Origin of the sequence: Halomonas sp. ISL-56 (genome assembly GCF_018612805.1) — a bacterium.
Lineage (GTDB): Bacteria > Pseudomonadota > Gammaproteobacteria > Pseudomonadales > Halomonadaceae > Vreelandella.
Window position 1 is genome coordinate 147,240 of sequence record NZ_JAGGRO010000012.1, and the last position, 24,235, is coordinate 171,474.

The 24,235-nt window shown below is 54.8% G+C and carries 19 protein-coding genes and 2 pseudogenes; 5 read left to right on the forward strand and 16 right to left on the reverse strand.

What is annotated here, in order from left to right; genetic code table 11:
• Window positions 1–225 precede the first annotated feature (225 nt).
• Window positions 226–1,695 carry an anion permease gene (locus J7J49_RS11410; protein ID WP_215092645.1) on the forward strand — a complete coding sequence of 490 codons (1,470 nt, stop codon included), beginning with the start codon at window positions 226–228 and terminating at the stop codon, window positions 1,693–1,695.
• Between the two features lie 8 nt (window positions 1,696–1,703).
• Here J7J49_RS11410 and menH read toward each other — a convergent pair whose 3' ends face one another.
• The 8 genes and pseudogenes from menH to J7J49_RS22855 form a co-directional block, all read right to left on the reverse strand.
• The gene (menH, locus tag J7J49_RS11415; protein WP_215092646.1) at window positions 1,704–2,462 is read right to left on the reverse strand and encodes a 2-succinyl-6-hydroxy-2,4-cyclohexadiene-1-carboxylate synthase; all 759 of its coding nucleotides are present in this window, start codon (window positions 2,460–2,462) and stop codon (window positions 1,704–1,706) included.
• Window positions 2,452–4,203 (reverse strand): 2-succinyl-5-enolpyruvyl-6-hydroxy-3-cyclohexene-1-carboxylic-acid synthase, encoded by a 1,752-nt coding sequence (gene menD / locus J7J49_RS11420; RefSeq protein WP_215092648.1) that lies wholly within the window; start codon window positions 4,201–4,203, stop codon window positions 2,452–2,454. The genes menH and menD overlap by 11 nt, the downstream gene beginning before the upstream one ends.
• 5 nt (window positions 4,204–4,208) lie before the next feature.
• Window positions 4,209–5,531: an isochorismate synthase gene (locus J7J49_RS11425; protein WP_251048264.1), complete on the reverse strand. Its 1,323-nt coding sequence runs from the start codon at window positions 5,529–5,531 to the stop codon at window positions 4,209–4,211.
• A gap of 132 nt (window positions 5,532–5,663) precedes the next feature.
• Window positions 5,664–6,365 (reverse strand): 4Fe-4S dicluster domain-containing protein, encoded by a 702-nt coding sequence (locus J7J49_RS11430; protein ID WP_215092650.1) that lies wholly within the window; start codon window positions 6,363–6,365, stop codon window positions 5,664–5,666.
• 23 nt (window positions 6,366–6,388) lie between these two features.
• A complete protein-coding gene (locus tag J7J49_RS11435; protein ID WP_215092652.1) occupies window positions 6,389–8,983 on the reverse strand; it encodes a molybdopterin-dependent oxidoreductase in 2,595 nt (864 codons plus the stop codon).
• Between the two features lie 11 nt (window positions 8,984–8,994).
• Entirely contained in the window at window positions 8,995–9,984 is a 990-nt protein-coding gene (gene nrfD, locus J7J49_RS11440; protein ID WP_215092654.1) for an NrfD/PsrC family molybdoenzyme membrane anchor subunit, read from the reverse strand.
• 45 nt (window positions 9,985–10,029) lie between these two features.
• A complete protein-coding gene (locus J7J49_RS11445; protein WP_215092656.1) occupies window positions 10,030–11,808 on the reverse strand; it encodes a 4Fe-4S binding protein in 1,779 nt (592 codons plus the stop codon).
• Window positions 11,809–11,811: 3 nt separating this feature from the next.
• Window positions 11,812–11,922, reverse strand: a pseudogene (locus J7J49_RS22855) (Sec-independent protein translocase subunit TatA/TatB); the annotation flags it as partial.
• Window positions 11,923–12,180: 258 nt separating this feature from the next.
• On the opposite strand from J7J49_RS22855, the gene J7J49_RS11450 reads away from it, so the two are divergent.
• Window positions 12,181–13,107: a 1,4-dihydroxy-2-naphthoate polyprenyltransferase gene (locus J7J49_RS11450; protein WP_215092658.1), complete on the forward strand. Its 927-nt coding sequence runs from the start codon at window positions 12,181–12,183 to the stop codon at window positions 13,105–13,107.
• 85 nt (window positions 13,108–13,192) lie between these two features.
• On the opposite strand, the gene hmuQ is transcribed toward J7J49_RS11450, so the two are convergent.
• The gene (gene hmuQ / locus J7J49_RS11455) at window positions 13,193–13,495 is read right to left on the reverse strand and encodes a heme-degrading protein HmuQ (protein ID WP_035560873.1); all 303 of its coding nucleotides are present in this window, start codon (window positions 13,493–13,495) and stop codon (window positions 13,193–13,195) included.
• Between the two features lie 110 nt (window positions 13,496–13,605).
• Here hmuQ and J7J49_RS11460 point away from each other — a divergent pair, with 110 nt between their 5' ends.
• Window positions 13,606–15,186: a cryptochrome/deoxyribodipyrimidine photo-lyase family protein gene (locus J7J49_RS11460; RefSeq protein ID WP_215092660.1), complete on the forward strand. Its 1,581-nt coding sequence runs from the start codon at window positions 13,606–13,608 to the stop codon at window positions 15,184–15,186.
• Window positions 15,187–15,467: 281 nt separating this feature from the next.
• On the opposite strand, the gene J7J49_RS11465 is transcribed toward J7J49_RS11460, so the two are convergent.
• From J7J49_RS11465 to J7J49_RS11475, 3 genes and pseudogenes are all read right to left on the reverse strand, one after another.
• Window positions 15,468–16,208: a hypothetical protein gene (locus J7J49_RS11465; protein WP_215092661.1), complete on the reverse strand. Its 741-nt coding sequence runs from the start codon at window positions 16,206–16,208 to the stop codon at window positions 15,468–15,470.
• Window positions 16,209–16,285: 77 nt separating this feature from the next.
• Complete coding sequence (locus J7J49_RS11470) at window positions 16,286–16,942, reverse strand: DUF4145 domain-containing protein (RefSeq protein WP_215092663.1); 657 nt, start codon at window positions 16,940–16,942, stop codon at window positions 16,286–16,288.
• Between the two features lie 380 nt (window positions 16,943–17,322).
• Window positions 17,323–17,623 (reverse strand): annotated as a pseudogene (locus J7J49_RS11475) (aminotransferase class III-fold pyridoxal phosphate-dependent enzyme); the annotation flags it as partial.
• Between the two features lie 178 nt (window positions 17,624–17,801).
• Between J7J49_RS11475 and J7J49_RS11480 the strand changes: the two are divergent.
• Window positions 17,802–18,521 carry an AzlC family ABC transporter permease gene (locus tag J7J49_RS11480; RefSeq protein WP_215092665.1) on the forward strand — a complete coding sequence of 240 codons (720 nt, stop codon included), beginning with the start codon at window positions 17,802–17,804 and terminating at the stop codon, window positions 18,519–18,521.
• A gap of 438 nt (window positions 18,522–18,959) precedes the next feature.
• A complete protein-coding gene (locus tag J7J49_RS11485; protein ID WP_215092667.1) occupies window positions 18,960–19,760 on the forward strand; it encodes an AraC family transcriptional regulator in 801 nt (266 codons plus the stop codon).
• 386 nt (window positions 19,761–20,146) lie between these two features.
• Here J7J49_RS11485 and J7J49_RS11490 read toward each other — a convergent pair whose 3' ends face one another.
• From J7J49_RS11490 to J7J49_RS11505, 4 genes are all read right to left on the reverse strand, one after another.
• Window positions 20,147–21,352: an MFS transporter gene (locus tag J7J49_RS11490; protein WP_215092669.1), complete on the reverse strand. Its 1,206-nt coding sequence runs from the start codon at window positions 21,350–21,352 to the stop codon at window positions 20,147–20,149.
• Window positions 21,353–21,425: 73 nt separating this feature from the next.
• Window positions 21,426–22,472 (reverse strand): heme-dependent oxidative N-demethylase family protein, encoded by a 1,047-nt coding sequence (locus tag J7J49_RS11495; RefSeq protein WP_215092671.1) that lies wholly within the window; start codon window positions 22,470–22,472, stop codon window positions 21,426–21,428.
• A 15-nt stretch (window positions 22,473–22,487) separates the two neighbouring features.
• Window positions 22,488–23,456: a PDR/VanB family oxidoreductase gene (locus J7J49_RS11500; protein WP_215092673.1), complete on the reverse strand. Its 969-nt coding sequence runs from the start codon at window positions 23,454–23,456 to the stop codon at window positions 22,488–22,490.
• Window positions 23,453–24,058, reverse strand: coding sequence for a dimethylamine monooxygenase subunit DmmA family protein (locus tag J7J49_RS11505; RefSeq protein WP_215092676.1), 606 nt, complete (start codon window positions 24,056–24,058; stop codon window positions 23,453–23,455). The genes J7J49_RS11500 and J7J49_RS11505 overlap by 4 nt, the downstream gene beginning before the upstream one ends.
• Window positions 24,059–24,235 lie beyond the last annotated feature (177 nt).

The window sequence follows — 24,235 nt, forward strand, 5'->3', positions numbered from 1 at the left end:
CGACACTCTTCGGTGCCCTTTCATTATTCGAACTTACCACGCCCTTGGCAGGCGCTTCTCATTAGTCGAAAGAACTATTGACACACGTCAAGCAAGTTGGAAATCGAGTGAATATTGCTATTTAACTCGCCCCACACCACCTACTCTTCAAGCCACTCATTGCCGGGCAGAAAGCTATCTGCCAAGCAATAAACATAGCCCTAACAGGCTCAAGAGAGGTGCTGCATGACGACTAATGCTCAACCCTCATCGCGATGGAAACTGCTAGCTCCATTAGCCGTCGCTATTATCATTGCACTTTTACCCACGCCCTCTGGGCTTGCGCCCCATGCCTGGTACTTCTTCGCTATTTTTCTGGGCGTCGTAGTGGGCTTAATCCTTGAACCATTACCAGGTGCGGTGGTGGGTTTGATCGGCGTGACGCTAGTGGCGCTGCTCTCCCCCTGGGTGCTGTTTTCCCCGGAACAGCTAGCGGCTGACGGATTTAACCCCGCCAGCCAAGCCTTTTCATGGGCGGTGTCGGGCTTTACCAACGCCACCGTCTGGCTAATTTTTGGCGCCTTTATGTTTGCCCTGGGGTATGAAAAAACCGGTTTGGGCAAGCGAATATCCCTCTGGCTGGTCAAAACCATGGGCAAGCGCACCTTGACCCTAGGCTACGCAGTGATGATTGCCGATGGCATTTTGGCGCCCTTTACCCCCTCCAACACCGCCCGCAGCGGGGGCACGATCTACCCGGTGATTCGCAACCTGCCGCCGCTTTACGATTCACTGCCTAACGACCCCAGCATGAAGCGTATGGGCAGCTTTTTGATGTGGACGGCGCTTGCCTCTACCTGCGTGACCAGTTCGCTATTTTTAACCGCGCTGGCCCCTAACTTATTAGCCATCGCACTAACCGAAAGTGCAACCGGCATAGAGATCAACTGGGGGCAGTGGTTTATGGCGGTAGCGCCGGTGGGCATTCTGCTCCTGCTGCTGGTGCCACTATTAAGCTATTGGCTATGCGCGCCAGAAGTGAAGGCGGGCCACGAAATTTCCGACTGGGCTGGGCAGGAATTAACCAAGCTGGGCGCTCTGACTCGCAATGAAATAGTGCTCGTCATCATGGTCGTTTCGGCTCTGCTGCTGTGGATTTTTGCGAGTGACATTATCTCTGCCTCACTGGTGGGGTTAATCGTCATCTGCGGCATGCTGCTAACGGGTATGGTGACCTGGAACGATATTCTTGATAACCGGGCCGCCTGGAACACCTTTGTGTGGTTTGCCACCCTAGTCGCGCTGGCAGGTGGGCTGAGCCTTGTCGGATTTGTGACATGGTTTGGCAATGTGGTGGGCGGGCAGATCAGCCACTTCGACCCGTTGATGGCCATGGTGGCGCTGGTGGTCATCTTCTATCTACTGCACTACTTCTTCGCCAGCGTGACGGCCCACGTGACCGCTCTGCTGCCGGTGATTCTGGCGGCAGCATCGGGCATTGCCGGACTGGATATGCAGATGTTTATTCTACTGCTACTCCCCACCCTCGGCTTTATGGGTATCCTCACTCCCTATGGCACTGGGCCAAGCCCGGTTTACTACGGCAGTGGCTACCTACCCAGCGCACTGTTTTGGCGGCTAGGGGCGATCTTCGGACTGCTATTCCTGGTGGTGTGGCTAGTGATCGGCCTGCCTTGGCTAATGGTGATCAGCTGATTGAACCGTCAGCTATCAGTGCCAAACCAAGCGTTAAGATGCTGTGAGAACGCCTCTGGTTGCTCTACATGGAGATTATGGCCCCCTTCCAGCGTGATATGACAAAGGTTCGGGGCCATTGTTGCTAGGTGGGTAGCCAGGGTGTGGAACTTGGCGTCTCGCTGGCCTGAAAAATAGCTGACCGGTAGCGAGGTATTTTCCAGCCAATTCCATAGCGAGGGTTGATGCCCCAAGGACGTTGACCGCAGCATATTGGCGACGGCTGGCCCGTGATTATCTAATCGACGATTAATCTGCTGACTGCGCTGAGCCTTGGAGAGATCAGCAAACACCGGCTGCTGATACCAGTCGGTAAGTACGTCTTCCAACGTTTCCTGCTCGAAACGTAGCGCCCAGCGTTCATCATGGGCAATACGGGCAGAGCGCTCACTGACAGGCAGCCCTGGGTGGGCGCTTTCCAGCCTGAGCGCTTCCAGCCCTGGCGGTTGACGACTGGCATGGTACAGCGCCAAACGCCCGCCCAGGGAGTAGCCCAGCAGGCAGTAACGGCGAATATCGCGAGCTATCAGTGTGTCGCTAAGCCAGTGGTGAAACGCTTCAAAAGAGCCTACTTGTACCTGGTGATTTTGGCCGTGGCCTGGCAAGTCCAGCGCTAGGCAATTGATGCCTTCCAAGCCAGCGATGACCTCTCCCCAGTCTTGGCAGTTACCCAGCAGGCCGTGAAGCAGCACTAGCGTTGGCGCCTGCTGCAGAGGTTCACGGCTCACGCGGCTCCCCTCGAATCGCTGCACCAAGCGCCTTAAGATCATCGGCGACCTGTTGATGGGGTACGTTAACCTCGATCAGTGTAACGCCCGCCGTTAACGCCTGGGTATAAGCCGCCACGAAGGTCTCCAGTGATTTGGGTGCTAAATAGCCAAGCCCAAACATCTTCGCCGCATGCTCGAAGTTCAAGCCGTGAGGCTGACGGTAGTAGCGCTCTAGCAGTTCGCCCTCTTTGGGCACCGGCAGCATATGAAAAATACTGCCGCCATCATTATTGAGAATAATCACCACCAGCGGCTGGGTCGCCTGCTTTAACAGCGCCAGGCTGTTGAGATCATGCAGCGCGCTGGTATCGCCCAGCACAATCGTCGTGGGTTGCGAGCATGTGCAGCTAAGGCCATAGGCCGTGGCGATCAGGCCATCGATACCGGAGGCACCGCGATTGGCGAATACCTGCAAAGGCGTTTGGCGATGCGTACCTAGCATATTCATCAGCCGTGCGGGCAGGCTGTTGCCGATAAACAGCTGCCCTTCGGCCAACTGCGCCAGCTGGTGGCAAACACCCAGCTCTGAGAATGCCGTACAGCGCTCTTCCATTAGATGGCTAGTGCGGCGCTGAAGGCTATCCAATTGATGCCAAGGCGATTGCTCAGAGTGCGCTGGAAAAGCAGCGATAAAGTCAGCAGGCGAGCCTATCAAACGGCGCTTAACGCAGTAGTCGGGATCCAGCCGTTGGGGCAGCGGATCAACCAGCCAGACATCCTGCCAGGGCTGCTGGGCAATAAACTGGGTTAATCGCTTGGAGATTAACCGACCGCCAAACTGCAGAAGCACTTCTGCCTTAGCCAGTTCCGCGCTAAAGCATTCGTCATGCAGCGCTAAATCAAAATGAATCAGATTGAGGGGATCAAAACGCACCTGGCTCTGCACATCCGCCAACAATGGCCAGCCCAACTGCCTCGATAGCGCAACCACTTGCTGCGCCTGCTGCGGGTCATCAACGCTGCCGACAACAATCAGGCCGCGCTGCTGGGCAAACGCTTCCCACTCGTTGTTGAGCGCTGGAATGACAGTACTGGTCTTCACATCCCCCCATGACCAATCACTCCACGGTTTTGAAGCCATCAGCCAGCGCCCTAGAGGGGCGAGATAGTCGCTGGCGTCCACTAAGCTGGCGCCGGGGTAAAGAGGCTCACGGTAACGGCAGTTAATATGCATGGGCCCAGGGGTGCGTTGCTGCTGCTCAATCGCTTGATCAATCGTGCTAAGTAGAAACGCTGCTTTTATCTCAGCAGCGGGAGGCGGCAGATCGTGGTGAACAATCGTGTGACGGGAGAATATATCCCGCTGGTCGATTGCCTGGTTGCTGCCGTTATCCAGCAGCTCAATGGGGCGGTCGGCAGAGAGCACAATCAGCGGCACGCCAAGCAGCTTGGCTTCCACCACCGCAGGATAGAGGTTCGCCACGGCGGTGCCCGAGGTGGTAATTATCACCACTGGCCGCTGACTGCCCCGGGCAATGCCCAGCGCCATAAACCCCAGCCCGCGCTCATCAAAATGGCAGTGGCAGCGTAAATCGGCATGCTCGCTGGCGACCATGGTTAGAGGCGACGAACGCGAACCCGGCGCCAGCACCACGTCGCGCACGCCTAAGCGGTAGAGCTCCTCCAGCATCAGCGCCGCCCAAACATGATTAAAGGTGGCGTGCGCTTGCGCAAAACCGCTCGATAAAGGTGTTGCCATGTACGTTATCCCATCCCTAGCAGCGACATAATATCAGCGATTTTGGTATCCAGTTCACGCCACTCCTCATCCGGCTGGGAGCCTGCCACAATGCCTGCACCGGCATAAAGCCGAATCGCTTGTGGGCCGATATGGGCGCAGCGAATGGTCACGGCGAGATCGCTACTGGCATGGCTAATTCGCCCGAAAACACCCGCATACCAGCCGCGTTGATGAGGCTCATGCTGACGAATAAACGCCAACGCCGACTCGCGAGGAACACCGCCCACCGCCGGGGTAGGCGGCAGCACTGAAAGCAGTTGCTGGTCGGTGACGTTGCAATGCAGTTCAGCATGAATCAAACGCCGTATATGATGCACCGAGCGTAGCTTAACCGTATGCGCCTCGCCCATATCGATTTGGCAAGCAAGCGGCTCAAGCTGGGTCAGCAGTTGCTGATAGACGCACTGGTTTTCCAGCGTGTTTTTCTTATCTGCCAGCAGCTCAGCGGCAAGCGTTTGGTCTTGCTGGGCGTCACGCCCACGGCGCGCGGTGCCCGCCAGGGCCTCGGTGATTAAGTGGCGACCTTCACGCTTATAGAGCTGCTCCGGCGGGCAGCCAATAAATGCTTCATGGGAAGTAAACTGAACACCAAAATGAAAACAGTCGGCGGCCCCTGCCTGCCAGTGCGACAGCAGCGCCCAGGGGTTCGGGGTTTGCGGTGTTTCAAGACGCGTTTCACGGGAAAGCACCACCTTGGGGGTATGCACAAGGTGGTCGGGGTTCGTTACTTTCCCCACCCACGCCGTCCAATCCTGTTGACTAGGGCGGTCTTTACGCTGGTAAACGAGGGCCTGTAGGCGAGGCAATGGCTGCGCTTCTACCAAGGCGTCTAAACAGGCACGGGCTTGGGCGATTTCGGCAGTAGGACTGCGGTTATCGAAACGTAGATTCAGTGACAGCGTCGCGCCATCTTGATCACGTTTAAGCTCGATGCGCGGTAGCAAAAAGTGACAGGCGGGAAAGTGTTCCCAACCCGGCGCACCAGGGTCAAAAGCCATACCGCCAAAATAGTCGGGCTGCTGGCCGCCGACACCTGCCAGCGCAGCAATGTCGGTATCCAGTGCCGCTAGTGAATCAAAGGCGTTAACAGCCCCCAGCGCTGCATGCTCAACCGCGCCCGCATCACGCGCATGCCAGTAGAGGCGAGGGTACACGCTTTGCACGTTTAGCCACCCCATCAGGTTATCCACCTGACAGGGAGTAGTTAGGCGGATAAACCCTGTTTTATCGGTATGGCGAAGCGCATCAAGCTGATGCCTGAGGGCTTCAATAGGGTTAAATCGCATAATTCGCCTGTTCTGGAAGCGTTACTAGCGCCGAATATTTGTTTCGTCTAAATAAGCTACCCATCATAACGCAGACTCCTGACGCCGGGGCGATCCGGTTTAGCCCGGCCTTCAGCTGCAAGGATGTCGACATCATTTATTAAAGTTGCGGATATAGAAGACGTGAGGCTTGGTTCCCTGATCCCGCTGGAGCACCCGTGGGGTGTACTTGGCCAGCGCCTTGCTGGGCGGGCTTTCCAGGTCGTTCAGGTCACCAAAGATGCGGGCATCTGCGGGGCAGGCGACCACACAGGCGGGATCCTCACCCACTGCAAGACGGTGGTCACAGAAGGTGCACTTTTCGACCATGCCGCGATCACGAATACCCTGATAAGTCGTGGCCCTTGCGGGGTTGTAGTAAGGAATCGGTGCATCAGCCGCCTGGGCGACCTCTTGGCCGGTCGAGGTTCCCCCCGGTATGGCCGGCTCGCTGTCGCGCATAAAGTTCTGGTGGGGATCTTCCTTGTTGAACCAGATGACACCATAGGGACAGGACAGTTGACACAGGCGGCAGCCGATACACTTGTCGGTGTCATGCAGGGTCAGCCCATCCTCACTCTTGTGCATCGCCGTGGTCGGGCAGTTAGTGACACAAGGCGCATTTTCACAGTGGTTACAGAGGGTCGGGATATAGTTGTAACGGGTATCCGGGAAGGTACCTGTGGTCTCGATGATGTGATTCGACCAATGGAACTCCACCGGCACGTTGTTCTCACTCTTGCAGGCGATGTCGCAAGCCGCACAGCCAACGCAGCGATGCAGGTCGATCACCATGGCATAACGCTTGTCACTCATATACTAGCCTCCATTGCCAGGGTTTAGACCCGCTCGACCTTGACGCGTGATTGGCCACCGTGGCGGGCGGTCGAGCCGCTGAGGCGCTCGAACTCAGGGTACAGAATTTCGTTGTTATTGCCGCCGAGCGGCACATGCTCGGAGAAGTTGGCGGCGGCGACCCGGCCATAGGCCCAGTGGCCCTGGCCATAGCATTTCGCCACCGTGCCCGGCCTGAGCCCTTCCCAGCGCTTCAACTGAACGGTGATGGAACCCGTCGTCGAGGTGACTTTGACCCTATCGCCGTCGTGCAGCCCAAGGGCGTCTGCATCGACCGGGTTCATTTTGAGTACGTCACTCCAGTTCTCGTCACCTGGGTCGACGTTCTTGTGCGCCTGGTACCAGGTACAGTTGGCCGAGCGCCCTTCGCGGTTCAAGCGAGAACGGTGTTCAAAAAAGATGAAGGGGTATTCAGCCTCGTCACCATGGCGAAGAGCGGGTTCGAAGTGGGGAACGAAGGCAAGCTCTCCGCGACCGACATAGTTGGTTGCCTCAAGTACCTTGTCTACCGTGGTGGCATGACGGTCGGCATGCCCCTGCAGAGCGGCCTTGAGTGTTTCGCTGTAGAACTCGACCTTGCCTGTCTGGGTGGCAAAGTTGTCGATACGCTGACCATATTCATAGCGATGGGAATTCCAGACGCCCTTCGCCTTGAAATCTTCCCAGCCCTCGAGACGGTCGCCATACCGGCCATAATCCGGGTGGGTGCTGTCCCAGCAGCCGCGCGTCAGCATCTTCAGGGCGGATTCGGTGAATTCCTCGCCATTGGTCGGCGCCGCGCCGGTTTCCGGATCAGCGAAGGCTTCGGTGTAGTAACGATAGAGGTTATCGAAGCCCCGCTCGGCCAGCTTTTCCGCCAGCATGAAGGGCACTTCCGTCTCGTCCTGCTTTACGTCCCAAAGCGGCTCAAGCACCCGCTGATTCAGCGAGACATAGCTGTGCAGATTCTGCTTGTTCTTGATGAATCCCCACTTCTCGAACAACTGGTGAGCGGCGGGCAGCACCAAGTCTGCGAACATCGACATTTCCGAGGCATTGGTGGTCAGGTGCACAAAGAAGGGAAGCTCCGACAACGCCTGCTCCCAGCGATAGGAGCCGGAGGTGGAGAAGCCGAAATTCGACCAGTAGGCAATGGCCACCTTAATCTCGTTGGGACTCTTGGCGAGCATACCGTCGGCGGCGGCATTGGTTACCACACCGCCTCCGCTCTTGCCGCCGTTGAGTGATGGGAAGGCCAGCGTGCCGCGCTGATCGATCTTGTCGTACTTGCTATGGCTTGCAGCCAGCTCGTCCTGATAGGCCGTCAGGTCGGGTATATCGCCAGTAGGATCCTTGACCTTGGCGACCACGCCTCCTTTGGCATCAATGGAACCCACCAGGCCGTTGAGGGCATGGGTGGCCATGGATGAATAGCCACCACGGGCCTGCATGGAGGCACCGGGAGACAGCCAACTGATGGCCCGCGAACCGGCAGCGGCGAACCCCAGCGCCACACGCCGAATCTGTTCTGCGGGAATGCCGGTGCGCTCTGCCGCCCACTCCGGGGTGCGATCCTTGAGCTCAATATTCCACCACTGAACCACACCATGGGTATGGATCTCGTTGAATACCGGCACCGTAGTCTGGCTCTCGTCGACGGTCTGTCCCACCACAAAGCGGTTTTCACCATCGGTGAAATCTCCGACGAAGGCCTTGTTCCAGACGCCTTCAGCGAGGATGACGTGAGCCATGGCCACCGCCAGCGCGCTATCCTCGCCAGGGATCACCGGCAACCATTCATCGGCTTTCGCGGCAGTGGCGGACAGCCGTGGGTCGACAACGGCCACGGTGGCATTGTCGCTCATGTTGCCCCAGAAATTGATGGCGTGGGGCACCTGCCGGTTGGAACTCACCGGGTCGGCGCCCCAGCAGAGCACATAACGGGTGTGTTCTAGGTCATAGTCCCGATAGTCCCACTGGCCCTCCACATAGTAGGGGCCGAACTTCTCGGCCTCGGCGCAGATGGCCGAGTGACTGATATTATTCGGGCTGCCGATGATCTTCGGCACGGCGGAGTAGAGGATATCGCGCAGGTAGGTATAGCGGCCGCGGAAGAGCGCAAACTTCTCGGGCTCCCCGGCATCGCGCAGCTCCATGATCTTGTCGGCGAGCATGTCCATCGCCTCGTCCCAGGAAATCGGCACGAAGCCTGGATCCTTACCGCGCCCCTTTTCGGGATTGGTGCGCTTCATCGGCTGGCGGACTCGATCGGGGTCATAGACTTGTTGCAACGCCAGGTGCGGGCGTGGACAGATCTTGCCGTGGTTGGCCTTGGCCAGCGGATTGCCACGCATATGAACGGCGCGGCCGTCGACCACCTTGATCTGCACCGGGCACCAGCTCGTGCAGCCCTGGCAGGTGGAGGGCATCCATTTTCCAGCGGCTTCCGCGGGTTGTGCCTGGGCGCTGGCTGTCGAGAATAAACTCAGTGCCGGGCCCCCTGCCGCAGCGGCGACGGTACCGGCGCTGCCCTGAAGAAAGCCTCGGCGAGAAATCTGCCAAGCTTCATCATGTTTGGATGTCGGGATCTGATCCGTCATGGGAAAACTCCTCAGGATAAAGTGGTCAGCGTCGAGACCGGCGGGCTCAGCTGTCCGCCCAGTACCGCCACGTAACGGATGGCAAAACCGCCTCCCAGCATCAGTACGCAGAGGATAGCGGTGGCAAAGGCCGGCAAGGAGCGCCCACGTAGACCCGCCAGCAAGGCGGCGACGCACAGGGCCAGGGCTCCGATCAGCGCAGTGACGGCCAGGGTGATAAGGCTGCCATAGGTTGCCAGCACGGCGGTTATCACCTCCTGGTCGCGTGTTGGGCCGAAGCGAAGATCTATCCACCAGGCAAGTAGAGTGACCAGCAACAAAGCTGTCGACACCAGCATGACCAGCACCAACGGACGCAACCCTGCCCAATAGTCTTTCAGGCTCCCCTCCTCCGAACGGGCGCCCAGGAGGGCGATGCGAATCATGTGCACCAGCAGGGCACCGGCGCTCCCAGTGACCATGAAGAGCAGCACAGAGGCGATGACCATCTGGCCCGTGGCCCACAGCGGGTGCGAGGAAATCACTGCCAGCAGCACACCGTGATAGAGGCCGGTGAGCACTGCGAGAGGAACCGCGACCCAGCCCACCAGTCGAGCACTCAGCCAGTCGAGCAGGGAGACGTTAGGGAACAGCAGACGAAATGCAAAAATAGTGCTCAAGCCCACGAAGGCGCCCTGCAGCAAAGCGCCCCACCACATGATCGAGGTCGGGGCGAAATTAAGCCCCATCTGATAGACGTGGAGCTTATAGCCAAGTTTCGAAAACAGCAGGGTCAGGCCGATGGCCACCGCTACCGGGGCGATCACCGCGGCTGTTTGGGCCAGGGGCCGATAGCGACGATCCGCCAGGCACCAGAGCAGGAAGGCGAGCAGGAAAGCGCCAACGCCGAGGCCACCCAGGGACAGATCCCAGGCAACCCGCGCGTCCCAGATAATGCCGGGCTGTATCTCATAGAGCGGTGTTTCATAGAACTGTGTCTCAGAGAAGGGTGACGTATCCATGATCGACCTCTTTGTGATGGTGAGGGTGTCTGCTGCTACCAGTGGTCATTGTCCGTGTCGACAGGCGGGACAGCGGCGAAATTGTCGTTCGATATCGGCGGCCCCGGTCGTCGCCGAAAGTTTTGCGATCATCGAGTCCAGCAGCGTCACCGGCATGTGCGAGCTGCCGCAGGCATCGCAGGTGGCAAGCGCTACTTCATTGAGAGGCTGCCAGCCATAGCGTTGTCCCGCGCTGGCCAGTCGAGGTTGCAGGGTGATGGCATCTTCCGGGCAGAGACGTTTGCAGAGACCGCACTGAATACAGTTGGCCTCGGCCAGTTCCAGCCGGGCGGTATGCTCGTTCTCACCATAGCGAATCGACGCCGTTGGGCAGGAATGGGCGCATACCGAGCACATGACGCAGGCTTGCAGGTCGACTGAAATCCCGCCGATCGGCGATCCGACCGGCAATTCAAGGGGCTGCTGGTCGCCAGGCATCAGGGCTTCCTGCCAACGGCGCAGGGCGGCATTGAGCAGCTCACGCTTGCGTGAATCCTGTGAGAGGACAAGAGGCTCGTTGAACATGTGCTGAACCATGGCGATGCCAGGCTCGTGTTCATATTTATGGCGAGCGCTGCCGATGCTGATAACGTCTTGGCCCAACCCCATGGCCTCGGTGATGCAGGCGATCTCGGCCAGGCGCTTATCCAACAGTTGACGAGTGTCGTCGGGCAGCCCGGCTTCGGGCGACAGCTCCACGCGATTGACGCCACGGGCTAGCGCAGCCAGCCAGAGTTCCTCGCCAAAGGCAGCGATCACCGGCACCTCCAGGACGGCATGCGAACCGAGTGACTCATTGGCGTCGCAATCGGGACGGGCACCTCCCGCCACCACATGCAGTGTCGACGGGGGATGTTCGCGCGCGTCGATGACACTGTTCATGCGCTCCAGCAGATCGAACCGACGGGGCTGGGCGACGCTTAGAGCCCCCGTTGGGCAGGCCAGCGTACAGGCGCTGCACCCCTGGCAGAGGTGGGGTTCGACACGAATCAGGGCGCCTTCGGAGCGGATAGCGTCGGCACCACAGACATCCAGACAGCGCGTGCAGCCCGTCTGCCCGGCGATCTCGTGGGCACAGATTTCCGCTGTGTAAGCGAAGTAGCGGGGTTTCTCGAAAGTACCCACCAGCTCGCCTGCCTGGGCGGCAAGATCCGATGGCATGACCGACGCATCGGCATGCAGGTAGCCCGGGGGATGTACCAAGCGTGCGAGTAGCGGATGCGTCGAGAGATCCATGATGATGTCGGCGGTCAGCAAGTGGGAGGCGTTGGTTTCCGTCATCGCCGATTCGATACGAAAGTCGCCCAGCCAGCCCTCGATGCGTAGCGGCGAAGCGTCGACCACCGTCCAGCTCTCGGGAGTCTGGCTGGCCGCCAGCCCCGGCGCTATGGCAATGATTCGCCCCTGGGTAAAATCACTGGCGAGTGCCAGCAGCGTCGATGCGCGATCACTGATCAGCGCCACAACCCCGTCAGACTGGTAAGTAACCCCGTTCACTGCGGCCCTTCCCACAGCGACGCGCGTCAGAATCGGTGTCCGACAGGTTGATCCATTGCTGAAGGGTTGCTGATTCATTTCGACTCCATTGCGGACAGGGGCATCACCCAGTGCTGACGTTGCAACAGCCCGCGGCTGCCTGTAGTCCCTGTCGATATCTACCGTATCCAGCAGGCTGCGCTCGGTATCGTTTCTTGCCTGCTCCAAACGTTGACGAAGTTGCTGCACTTCCTCAGCCAGGGCTTCGCGCTGGAACTGTCGGTTCAAGTCGAGACAACAGGTTCGCAATTTGCTGGCCCACAGGCCCAGGGTGTAGATGACCCTTGGCAGACGATGCGGGCCGACGACGATCAAGGTGATCAGACAAACAACCAACATCTCCCAGGTGCTAACATCAAACATAGGGATGGTGGCAAAATTCGGGGAACATGGATTTCGCTCCTTGGCAGGCAACGGCCTGCATTCACATCACTCTAGGAGCATTGAGGTAGCATGCCAGCATAGACCGGCGCGAGCTTGATTCAGGTCAAGCATCAGGGAAGTATTGTGTTCTTTGTGGAGAAGTGTCTCGGCAACCGCGGATACTGATCTACCGAGCCTAAATGCGGCAAACTGACATCAGCTTTTTAAATGAAAATAGTTAATAGGAACAATGACGTAATGGAATCACCCGCTAAACGCCGCCACTACCATGCCTGGTTGCTAGCCGCTCGCCCCCGAACGCTGCCACTGGCCTGCGCGTCTATACTATTGGGCAGTGGGTTAGCGGCTAGCGTGGATGCTTTTAATGGCGCGGTGCTTTTGCTCGCCCTGCTGACCGCGATTGCGCTACAGATACTCTCTAATCTCGCCAATGACTATGGCGACGCGGCTTCCGGCGCTGATGATCAGGCACGCATTGGGCCGGTGCGGGCGGTCTCTTCAGGCTTGCTAACGCCACAGGCAATGCGCACAGGGATGGTAATTACGGCAATCGTAGCAGCGCTGTTAGGGCTTTCATTATTGGTGACCGCCTTTGGCAACCAGTGGGGCCAAATTGTTACTTTCCTGCTGCTAGGTGCCGTCTCTTTATTAGCCGCCGTGACCTATACCGTTGGGTTGGGTGGAACGCCCTATGGATATCGGGGGCTGGGGGATATTTCCGTCTTTATATTTTTCGGACTGCTCGGCGTGCTGGGCACTTACTACCTCTATACGCAGCAACTCAGTTGGTTGCCGTTACTGCCCGCCGCAGCGTGTGGGCTGCTGGCCACCGCCGTGCTCAATGTGAATAACGTGCGCGATATCGAAAGCGATGCGCGTAACGGCAAGATCACCCTGGCGGTGCGGTTGGGCCGCGAGAACGCGATTAACTACCACTGGGCATTATTGGTACTGGCGCTGTTACTCACCGTGGTTTATCTGGCAGCTCTCCCCGCTCCCTGGTTGAGCTGGAGTTGCCTGCTGGTCGCCAAGCCACTGACGGATGCCGCCAGAACGTTACGTCATACTCGTGATGGCGAGGTGCTGACCGGCATGCTGAAGAAAACCGCCATTTCGACGCTGCTGTATAGCGTACTGTTGTCTATTGGTTTGGTGCTGGCTTAGTCAACGTTTTATCTAATGTTTTAGCTGCCCCTGTCAGCGGGGCAATCACCCCGCTGACAGTCGACTAACGCTTGCAACGCTAGCCTTAAAGCACCACCTCATAACCCTCAAACTTAGGTGGGCCGAGGTAGATGCCTTCCGGCGCTTTGGCATTGGCGTGGGCTTTGCGGAACGCGTCTGACTTTGTCCAGTCACGGAAAGCCTCTTCCGACTCCCACACGCTGTGGGAGATAAACACGGTGTGATCTTCCTGGCTTTCGCCTTGCAGCATCTTGAACTGCTTGAAGCCCGGCACTTCATCCAGGTGAGAATCTCGGTTGCGCCACACCTCTAAAAAGTCCTCTTCGCGGCCTGGGGCAATCCTAAAACGGTTCATAGCGATATACACTGTTACTCTCCTGTTGAACTGATCCTGCTGGGTTGATTACGCAAACGCTACCTTGATGGTAACGTCATCGGCTCATGACGAATAGCTTGGACGAATAGGCTTCACGGTTAATGGCTAAGGCACCCATTCAGGTTGTTTGGTTCAAACGCGATTTACGTATTCATGATCATGCGCCGCTCACCAACGCTGCCATGGCGGGCCCCGTGCTACCCGTATTTGCGATTGAACCCGGCCAGTGGCAAGCGCCGGATAGCGCTCTGCGCCACTGGCAGTTTGCCGCTGACTCACTTATCGACCTTTCCAACGCACTCGAAACACTCGGCCTGCCGCTGTGTATTTGGCAAGGCGATATGGTTGATTTGCTCAACGCCCTGAAAGCCCAATACGGCGAGTTTACCCTGCACGCTCATCAGGAAACGGGCAACGCCTGGAGCTTTGAGCGAGACAAATGCGTTCACGCATGGTGTCGAGAGCACCACGTGAGTTGGCAGGAAGCGCGCCAGCAGGGCGTGGTGCGTGGGCTGACTAGCCGCACAGGCCACCAGAGCCGCTGGGAGTCGCACTGGGAAACGCTGATGACCGCCCCCACCGCCGCTGCGCCGCAAAACGCCCAAGCGGCTGGGGGCTGGCAAACCTTTCATCATATTGACGTTGATCAGCTCCACAGCCTAACCCTTGGGTTTGATACCACGCCATGCCCCGAGCGCCAGTTAGGTGGCCGCAGCGAAGGCCGCGCACTGTGGCGCAGCTTCATCGCCCAGCGCGGGCGGCGCTACCGCGGCTCGCTTTCCAAGCCGTTGCTTGCTTGGGAGTTTGGCTCGCGGCTTTCGCCCCACTTGGCCTGGGGTACGCTCTCCATGCGCGAAGTGGTGCAGTCGCTGCGCCGCCAGCGTAAAAAGCATGCTGAAGATACTGCTTGGGCGCGCTCGCTACGCGCTTTCACCTCGCGGCTTTACTGGCACTGCCACTTTATTCAAAAGCTCGAAAGTGAACCAAGCATTGAGCATCAAACGCTGCACCCAGCGCTGCGCGGCCTGCGGGAGCGCGACCCCGAACACCCCAACCTGACTGCCTGGAAACGCGGCCAAACCGGTGTGCCGCTAGTGGATGCCTGTATGCGCAGCCTGATCGCCACCGGCTGGATCAACTTTCGTATGCGCGCCATGCTGATTTCTTACGCCACGTTCAACCTCGGGCTGCACTGGCGTGAACCCGCCCTGTACCTTGCGCGGCTATTTACCGATTATGAACCGGGCATTCACTACCCCCAGGTACAGATGCAGGCAGGCGCCACAGGCACCAACACGCTGCGGGTCTACAACCCCATCAAGCAAGCGGAAGATAACGACCCGAATGGCGAGTTTGTCGCCCGCTGGGTGCCAGAACTAACGCCACTGCCGTTAGAGTGGCGCGCCAAACCCTGGACACTGCCGGAAAGCCTGCAAAAGCGCTTCGGCTTCCAACCCGGCGAACACTACCCAATTCCCCACGACTTTGAAGCTGAAGCGCGGCACTGGAAGAAGATGCTTTATGAGCTGCGTCGCACCCCAGATGCAAGAGAAGCCAGCCAAGCGATTGTGGACAAGCTCGCCAGCCAGCGTCGGCCTTCAAAGCAGCGCGCTAAAAAAGCAAAACCCGCCAATCGCCAGCAGCTTTCGCTGTTTGATGAGGGCGGGTTGGAGGATAAGTAGGTGTTACTTTCAGTATGGCTAACTAGCTTTTCACCAGAAAGCGTGACCGTTTTGGCGCTGACTTTATACAGCTGATGATGCCAATCAACGCCGGTCGTGCTCTACTTAACGACGCCATCACAGACACGCACCTCACCGGGAAAATCACGGCATAAGCTAGTGACCAGTCTACCGACGTCACCCCAACAGGGTCGGTTGGCCCTTATTTAGGTATAAAAGGAGGTAGTATTTGTGGATCAGCAGCGGAACAAAGTGGTTTCTTTGACGCAATTGTTATGTCTTCAATCCATTAGCCATCCCCCCATAAGCACTGTGGCCATGAAAGAACTGGCAACCCCTATTGCGAGCGCTATCAGGCCTGATAGAGCAAGGGCTGCAATCGGATGCTTCTTAATTGAATCGGCAATTCTGAAATAAAGATCTTTTTTTATTTTTTTGATCTCTTTGTTTGTTTTTTCAATTGTTGAAGTTGAAACCCTGTCCTGTTTAAGGCGTTCTTCGCATTCATCACATATCTTTGGGAAATGACATGAGGCTATTATGTCAGTTTTGATTCCATTCATGTCAAAGAGGCACCCCCTAGTCTCATCATGCGTGTAGCCAGGCAATGCGCCGTAATCAGGAATCAGGCCACCTGACCTGAGGTAAAGGAGCGAATACGCGTAAAGTACACGCAATATGGCGTTTTCTAGCGGAATATTGAAGTGTTCGAGGATATCTTTGATTTCGTGAAAAGTGAAAGCAATTCGATTACCTCCCAACCTTCGAGCGTACCAATTCATCTCTAGCGGCACATTAACAATAGCAACCGTTAAATCGACATTTCTCTCTTTTGGAAACTGCTCCACCAAAAGCTCGTCTGAAAACTCCCATCCGTAACCATCTGAATCGCATCGAAGTACATAGTGCTCGATCGGCCCTTCAATGCTAAAAACGGAAGACTTCCACTTCTTTACTTTAGAAAGCTGAAGTCCGAGTGGCATATGACCTATCAGGATCATTTTTATTTTTATGCGACTCACGTATTACTCCTCTGGCATAACGCCCGGCTTACACGCCGGTTTATAGCGGCGAAAATCGGTCGCTGCGCAGCCGATTGTTAAGACAAATATTCGGCAAGGAAACGTTGAACATCTTTGATCATGTCCGCGACATCGGACTCAGAAAATTCCGACCATTTCCCGTGGGCTGCATTATTTCGAATGTCGGCAATTGTCGTAATTCGCTTTTGTTGCAACTTGGTGTAAAAACCTTTTTTGGCAAGCGCTGCATTCATTTGATCGAGCTTGCCATGAGGTATTGATTGCTGATCACAGAGATCTCTAAGTGTGGTTTCAAGTACAACTCCCGCAACAACAGCGGCCGGACCAATATAGCCTTGGTTCAAGAGTTCCTGGGCTTGGTCTAGTTCACTATCAAACAACTCCGCTTGGACGAGACTGCGAATAGATGCGAGGTGCCCGCCTTGAAAGTCACTGCATGCAGCAGCAAACACAGGTTTAAGGCGTTTAAAAATATCGTAGTTCGAGTCGAAGGGTTGAATATGTTCTGCATTTGAAAACGCCTTCAAATATTCGCTGTCCTCGCCACACGCCCGGGAGATTAAGCTTTTAGCTTTCAACCGCCATTCGTCGAAGGCCTCACTGTTGACACTAAAGTAGCTTTCGTACTCGCCATGCTTTTGCTGCTTAGTAGAATCGACGAACTCTGCTTCTACACTAAGCTCATCAAACCTCTCCGAGTGTTTATTTATCAACCCCGTACTCCCTGTGAAATATGGGAAGGTCTTAGCATGTATTAGACAGCGCGTCCTATGTTTGGATGAAAGCGCCGACATAATTGTTCAACAATTCAGCATACTATACTATCACAAGACTTTGATTTTTATGTAAATTACCTTTAACTAGACTAAAAATTTAAAACTCGCGTTCCTGCTTCATTTGCCAGTACCTCCACGTTGGGAGGTTACCTGTATTGCTGTTTTTCTCATCCACCCGGCAAAACCCAGCTTAGCACAAGGTACTGAGAGCGACTGGCTCTCTTAGGTTTGAGCTTTCAACGCCTATTAAAAAACCCGCCCATCGCCAGCAGCTTTCGCTGGCTGACGAGGGCGGGCTTCGTGCTGCTTAAAGGCTACTAGCTAAGTTCTTCCAGGGACTGCTCGATAATACTAAGACCTTCTTCCAACACCGCAGAGGACACCGTCAGCGGCACCAGTATCCTGATGCTATTGCCGTAGAAACCGCAGGAGAGCAGGATCAGACCTTTCTCGCGAGCTTTGGCACACAGCGCGCCGGTCATCTGAGTATCTGGCTTGCCGTCGTTACCGAGCAGTTCAAACGCTGCCATGGCGCCTAAGCTGGCGGCCATGGGCAACGGCGGGGAAACGCTCTTCCCAAACCGCAAAGCGCTCGGCCAGCATCTTACCCATCTTCTCGGCATGCACGATCTTACAATACAACTATCAACTGCTTCACATAGGCTGTCTGCAGAGCGGCTTTTTTCTAGTTGCTCTACAGCGCACTCTGCTGAAATAAACGAATGAAAAAACCGAAGCTATGGCCCAATACACGACAAAAAGGCCAGTCAGTGTCTCTACGAAGAGTAATACAAAAATGCGTGAATGCTTCAACGTTGCAAAGCCCAACCCCACTTCTAATGAAGCAGAGAAACCAGGACTGACAGCCAATATAACAACTGCTATCTTTGCAATCGCACCAGTTAGCATGCTATTCGGCTTTACTGCTTATAAAGCTGGCTGGAGCATTGGCGAAATTTTTCTCGTAAGCCTACTAGGCTTTTCTGGGAGTGGGCAATTCGCCGCACTACCCCTTTCTGACTCTGGTGCCACCTTTTTAACTATTCTCTTCGTTTGCATCATGATTAATAGTCGATATTTTGCAATCTCGCTTTCGTGCTCAAAAAAGCTACCAACAAACAAGCTGCTTAAGGTTTTTTCGTCGCATGCACTCGGCGACGAAGCTTATGCAATCGAGCAGGGACATAGCCAACGAACTATGCTGATAATTCGCTTCACCATTTTTGTGTGCTGGATAGTATTTGGCGTAACAGGCGGCATCATAGCAGGGCTGTTTCCCAACCTTTTACCTGATGGCATAAATGCCAGCATCCCTGCAAGCTTAATGCTTCTTTTTCTTGCCATCTCGTATCTTAAAAATCGACCCTATAAAAGCGGTTTGATCACTGTTCCAAAGGTAATACTAGGCTTTATAATAAGTGGATTTCTCTACTATACCCTTGGTGCTGTCTACTTTTGGATCCCATCTATAGTTTTATTATCCGCTATCTATTATTTATTAAAGAGCAGGTACTGAGGGCACAATATGATGGGTAATTTTTGGGTGATTATGGCTCTTTTACTCACGAGCCTCATGGTAAGAGTTCTGCCCTCTTTGATCATTGTCAACTTCGGAGCAAAGACCCAGCATCTGATCGAGGAAGTATTACCTAGCTCTATTTTCATTTGCTTCATTACTTATATTGTGATGCCGGAAGTAACTAACGGTCTATCTCTATCCTTTTTTTCTTTTATTTCAGTATTCATACTAGCAGTCATCTTAAAATGCGGGTTGATTTTCACCACATTTATCGCTACTACTTTATATTACGTATTGAGCTGAGAAGCCCGTAACATGAAAGTCTTTCAAGGACAGAGTATATTGATTGCCAAAACAGCCAATCCGCTTTGCTTATCCACATATTCCGTTGCATGATTGCCCTGTCTTCAGCCAACAGCAGACAACCTATCGCCTATGCTAAATTCTTTTTTCAATACGCAGATAGAAAGATTTGAAGCCTTTTTTTCTGGCGTTGCCTTCGAGCCACACCGGCACGATACTTATGCTGTTGGCAGAACGCTGGCAGGGGTGCATTGTTTCAATTACAGAGGTGAAAAAAGGACTAGCTTGCCAGGCAATACCATTGTAATTCATCCAGATGAACTCCACGATGGTGAGGCTGGTACGAACGAAGGCTTCCACTACCGCATCATGTATATTGAACCCCGCGTGCTTCAAACAGTGCTTGGTGGACGCCCTTTGCCCTATATAAAAGATGGCATTAGCACAGACTCTCGACTTTATGCCGCCACAGAATTTCTCATGAATGATTTAGAAGCTGCTCATGAGAAGCTTGAAGAGGAAGACATCCTCTTCGAACTAGCCAACGTTCTCTCTGCTGTGGCAGGACATAAAATAGGCAGGGTGGCATATGACTATAGCGCTGCAGAAAAGGCTAGAGAATATATCCACTATTCGTTGGACTCTCAGATTACACTGGATGACTTAGCGTTAGTAAGCGGTCGCGAGAAGTGGAGTTTATCAAGAGATTTCAGAGCATTGTATGGAACAAGCCCATACCGCTATTTAACTATGCGGCGCCTTTCGTTCGTAAAACACTATTTAACCCTGGGTTATTCGTTATCGTACGCCTCGGTTTCAGCTGGTTTCAATGATCAAAGTCACATGACAAACCACTTTAAGAAAGCTTTCGGTCTTACCCCCACTCAGTGGTTGTCTAGGTTTATGAAAAACTATAGGGGCATCGGATACTAATCTCGCGGCAACTCAAAACATTCAAGCCCCCCTATGAAAAACCCGCCCATCGCCAACAGCTTTCACTGTTTGACGAGGGCGGGCTAGGTGGTGCTTGGAAGGTTATTAGCTAAGCGCTTCCAAAGACTGCTCAATAATATTCAAGCCCTCTTCTAATACAGCAGACAAAACCGTCAGCGGTACTAGAGCCGTAGAAGCCGCTTTCGCCTTGCACCGGTTCAATAACAATGGCCGCCGTCAGGTGGAGCAATATCGGTTTTGAACAGAGCGCGAATGACGTCCAACAATGCCTTTTCGCTGATCTTGGGCCTTATTCCAAGCCTTTATCAGGACTTGACAAGGTGTAGGAACAACTCTGTGTGCTACACCCAGGCTTAGGTACGATTCTAGAGAGCCGCCACCGGCGCTGAGGGTGCAAGCTCACGCCTAATGCTGGCTAGCGGCGGGATTACTAACAATAGAGTCAATACTACTGTCACGCCAATACCCCACGCTGCCAGACTAAATCCTCCAAGGGAGATCAGACCACCAGAGATAGCAGGCCCTACCGCTAGACCCAGGCTAAGGAAACTGCCTGCCGCAGCTGCCACACGGCCCTCACGATCGAGCTCTGCCGCCAGACCTGTCAGATAACTAAGGGCATAGAAGTAGGTGAGACAGATAGTCATCACACCAGCGGTATAAAGAGTCATAGAGTACTCGCCAAGCACATAGCTAAGGCTCGTAGCGCCTGTCAAAAGAATTGCCAGGATAACGGGCATACTCATACCAAATCGCTTACCGACCATTGCCGCAATGATTGGTCCGAGCAGACCAACAAACGCTTGAAGCGATAGCAATACGCCCAGTTCTTCACCGCTATACCCGACCGTGGTGCCTATGCGCTCGACGAATGCCCAACCCATTGTGTCACGAGCCTGGAAGACGAACATAGCCAGCATAATGCAGATCGCTGGTAGGCTTAGCAGGACGTTACCGGTACCTTTGCTATGACTCTTCGCAAATGAATCGTATTCAATAACTGGCGCTCTCTGGGCCAACATTGGGATAGTTAACAGCATAACCGCCATGGTCGCAGCCATGGCGTAATACAGTCCGGGCAAGCCAAACTGCGCCATGACCTTGGCATAACCCAGCATCACTACGATCATTAGCAACACTGACAGCACGTTCATATGTGCGGCAACGCGGTTCGGATTCTGGGCGCTAGAGACGGCGGCGTTCCCGCACGCTAGTGCAAGGCCGGCACCCATGCCAGCAAAGCAGCGGACTGCAGTCAGGATATAGATATTCTCGATGTTAGCACTTACCAGGTTCGCGACAATGGCCAATATGATTCCGATTAAAGCCAAGGTCCGCCGAGGTGCTCGGCCCATGAAGGGGGCGATTATCAGTGAGGCCAGCATGGTGAAACCAAATTCTGCCGACATCAGCAAGCCTGCCTGAGCTTCATTAAGCTGTAGGTCTTGCATGATAGCGCTTATTAAAAAGGGTAAGGCCCAGAGACCAAGTAAACCGACGCCATAGGCAGAACCTGCGGCGGAGAAAACTAGGCTCCAGCTTTCGGGTAAGAAGTTGCGCATTGTTTTCATAAGTGTTCCCTGTGATGAAGCACGTCAGTGGATAAAAACGCGCCAGCATTGGCACAAATTTGATACTTCTTTGTTATTGCTGGCTCTCGTCGACCGGCGTGCCATCGTCGTATTGGGACAACCAGGAGACCATGGCTTCGCGATAGCGGGTAAAGCCTTTGTAATCGACCAATTCCTGATCCAAATCACGGATTACCCGGTGCATGCGCTTGGCCCATTGCGGAGCGTATTCGGCCAGTTCCTCAAGGCTGACTAGGTACGTACGCACTGGGAACAACACCGCATTGCTGCGCGGCAAGCGATGCAATGGCTGCAGCTCGATACGCAGGTTTACTAGCTTGCCAGCATTTTCCGCTGTCACCTGGGTCCGCTCAGGAGCCCAATCCGGTAGAGTTTCAGCTGACGTTTCTAGGCGAGGATTGACGGTGACTGACCAGTTGGTGCGGCGCACCGGGTGGCCCGAGCGCAGGCGAAGCAGAAACTTCAACGCCCTTTGTAGAATGCCCATTTCATGCAGCTTAGGGACTGGCCCGTGAAACTCCATAAAGCTCATGCCCAAATTAAAACGTAGCGAATAATCCGCCCGCTGGGTGGCCATTCCAGCTCCCATGACCAAAGTGTCGTCACGCTCTTCAAGGAGGATGAACTCACCTTGAGCCTGTCGAGTGATGTACTCCATAGGCTCCATGGGGAGAGTGCTGGCATCTCCGAAGGTGAAAGTATCATCGATTTGCAGAGGGCGATTGATCCAGCGCCACTGAGTACCGTTCTTCTCCAGTGTGAAATGCTCTGGGTAATCTCGCGAATACGATTCCATTAATAGCTCTAGCAAATCCCACTGAGCCTCCATCATGTGGGGCAGAGCTGAATAGTGGACGCCCGGCTGGGCATCAAGTGTCTGTGCACGGTGGTGGCATTCCGAAATATAGTGTTCGTCAATATCGAATTGAGCACGGAGCGCACCGTGACCAGTAGAAACATGAGGTTCGACATTCATCGAGTACATGTACTGATCTTCCGGATACGGAAAGGGCAGACGCAGAACCGCCTCGCGGCTGTTCTCGAAAGTATGATTAGAGGCTTGATCGGCATAGGTCTCGATCGGCTTGAATACAGTCATCTTGTTTTTCTCCTGTCAGAGGTCTACGACCAGACGGCTACAATTAGCCCGTGATACGCAAGGCATAAACTTACGCTTGCTGAGTTTGTCTTCTTCACTGAGCCAGTCGTCGCGGTGATCCAGTTCGCCTTCGATTTCCAGCACATTGGCTTCGCAATAGCCACAGGCTCCACCACGGCACAAATAAGGCAATTTGTAGCCGGCCTGTTCTGCAGCTTCGAGCAGAGATTGTTCGGAGGGGACTTCGATGGTCACGCCCTGGCGGGCTAGGGTGACGCTGAAGGGTTGTCCAGTAGACCCTTGCTCGACGAAGCGTTCGAAATGGATGTGGCTGTTAGTCCAGCCCAAGTCATGAGCCCTTTCAATGGTTTGCTCTATCATGCCGTCTGGGCCGCATACATAGACGTGACTACCCAGCGGGCGCTCGGCAAGGAGGTCATGTATATCCATGGGCCCATCCTGCCCCTGAATGTAAAGATGTACACGCTTGCCATATCGAGCTTGCAGCTCCAGACCAAGGGCTGAATGCTCCGGGCCTCTTACAGCCAAATGCAGTTCAAAGGAAGCCTGCTTAAGTTGCAGCTCTTCCAACTGCGAATACACCGGGGTAATCCCAACGCCACCCGCAATGAATAGGTGATGTCGAGCATGCTTGGCTAGAGGGAATAGGTTGGCCGGGTGCATGATTTCCAACAAGTCGCCTTCACAAACTTTGTCGTGCAGCCACTGAGAGCCGCCTCGGCTTTCAGGTGCCCGACGCACGGCGATTTGATAGGCACTGGAATCATAGGGTGAACTCATTAATGAGTAAGCGTTGCGATAAGTCTTGTCACCATCCTGGATAACCACGACTACATGGCTACCGCCGGAAAAAGCTGGCAAATGCTTATCTTCAGGGTCGATCAGGGTGAAGCGCTTAATCTCAGGCGTGAGACACTCAATGCGGGTAACGCGGACACTTATAGTGCCGTTTTGATTATTCATGTATCAAGCTCCTCTGAGGCTGGTAATTCGCCTGGTACTTCACCGTCAGCCTTAACGCCTTGGAAAGCAGCTAGCCTTCGCGAATAGTGATCGCGTACTACAAGATCGAACTGGCAGCCGGGGCAAGTGAACACCCGATGAGTCACGTTTTCGGTATAGGTATCGCAGTGGACGCACCAAACTCTTCGCACAAGAGTGCCGCTGTGCTCACGCAACACTTCATCGGGGGTCAGGTCGACGGCATTGGCCGCTTGCATAGCCGTGCCTATGAAGCTCTCCGAACCGCTTAAGTAGAGTCGGGTGCCCATATGAGCCTCATTCAGGTTTTGCGCCAGGGCTTCCATCAACGCTTGGTTGCTGGCGAAAACTTCAAGGCCTTTAGTTTCTGTCTCTTGCAGTGCTTGCAAATGGCTATGACCCGAGAATGTCTCCGTAGAGTAGAAAAAGGTGCTTTGTTGGCGTTGTGTGGGCGACATTTCTGCATACAGTCGCAGCATTGCCTCACCACCGCTGCCTTGACCTGCGATCAGGTGGCTCGTCCCGCTGGACATTGGGCTCAGACGGTCATAGACCGGACGGCTTTTGATACCGGTGATAAGCATCGTGATATACCTCTTAAGCCGTTACCGCATAAGTGTTGCGGCAACAATGAAGTTCGGTTCTCAAACGGCTGCAAGCTACAAAGCATAATCCGTGCCATATTACATATGAACTTATATGTTTTATTTTATGGCCACTTTAATGCGTTTTTAACAAGCCGGAGACTTTTATTTGATTAA

Bases quoted from the DNA above. Each gene is read 5' to 3' on its own strand.
- J7J49_RS11430 (WP_215092650.1), bottom strand. From the start codon at position 6,365: ATGAGTGACAAGCGTTATGCCATGGTGATCGACCTGCATCGCTGCGTT.
- menD (WP_215092648.1), bottom strand. From the start codon at position 4,203: ATGGCAACACCTTTATCGAGCGGTTTTGCGCAAGCGCACGCCACCTTT.
- J7J49_RS11425 (WP_251048264.1), bottom strand. From the start codon at position 5,531: ATGCGATTTAACCCTATTGAAGCCCTCAGGCATCAGCTTGATGCGCTT.
- J7J49_RS11505 (WP_215092676.1), bottom strand. From the start codon at position 24,058: ATGCTTATCACCGGTATCAAAAGCCGTCCGGTCTATGACCGTCTGAGC.
- J7J49_RS11450 (WP_215092658.1), top strand. From the start codon at position 12,181: ATGGAATCACCCGCTAAACGCCGCCACTACCATGCCTGGTTGCTAGCC.
- J7J49_RS11490 (WP_215092669.1), bottom strand. From the start codon at position 21,352: ATGAAAACAATGCGCAACTTCTTACCCGAAAGCTGGAGCCTAGTTTTC.
- J7J49_RS11485 (WP_215092667.1), top strand. From the start codon at position 18,960: ATGCTAAATTCTTTTTTCAATACGCAGATAGAAAGATTTGAAGCCTTT.
- J7J49_RS11410 (WP_215092645.1), top strand. From the start codon at position 226: ATGACGACTAATGCTCAACCCTCATCGCGATGGAAACTGCTAGCTCCA.
- J7J49_RS11435 (WP_215092652.1), bottom strand. From the start codon at position 8,983: ATGACGGATCAGATCCCGACATCCAAACATGATGAAGCTTGGCAGATT.
- J7J49_RS11460 (WP_215092660.1), top strand. From the start codon at position 13,606: ATGGCTAAGGCACCCATTCAGGTTGTTTGGTTCAAACGCGATTTACGT.
- J7J49_RS11500 (WP_215092673.1), bottom strand. From the start codon at position 23,456: ATGAATAATCAAAACGGCACTATAAGTGTCCGCGTTACCCGCATTGAG.
- J7J49_RS11495 (WP_215092671.1), bottom strand. From the start codon at position 22,472: ATGACTGTATTCAAGCCGATCGAGACCTATGCCGATCAAGCCTCTAAT.
- J7J49_RS11480 (WP_215092665.1), top strand. From the start codon at position 17,802: ATGCGTGAATGCTTCAACGTTGCAAAGCCCAACCCCACTTCTAATGAA.
- nrfD (WP_215092654.1), bottom strand. From the start codon at position 9,984: ATGGATACGTCACCCTTCTCTGAGACACAGTTCTATGAAACACCGCTC.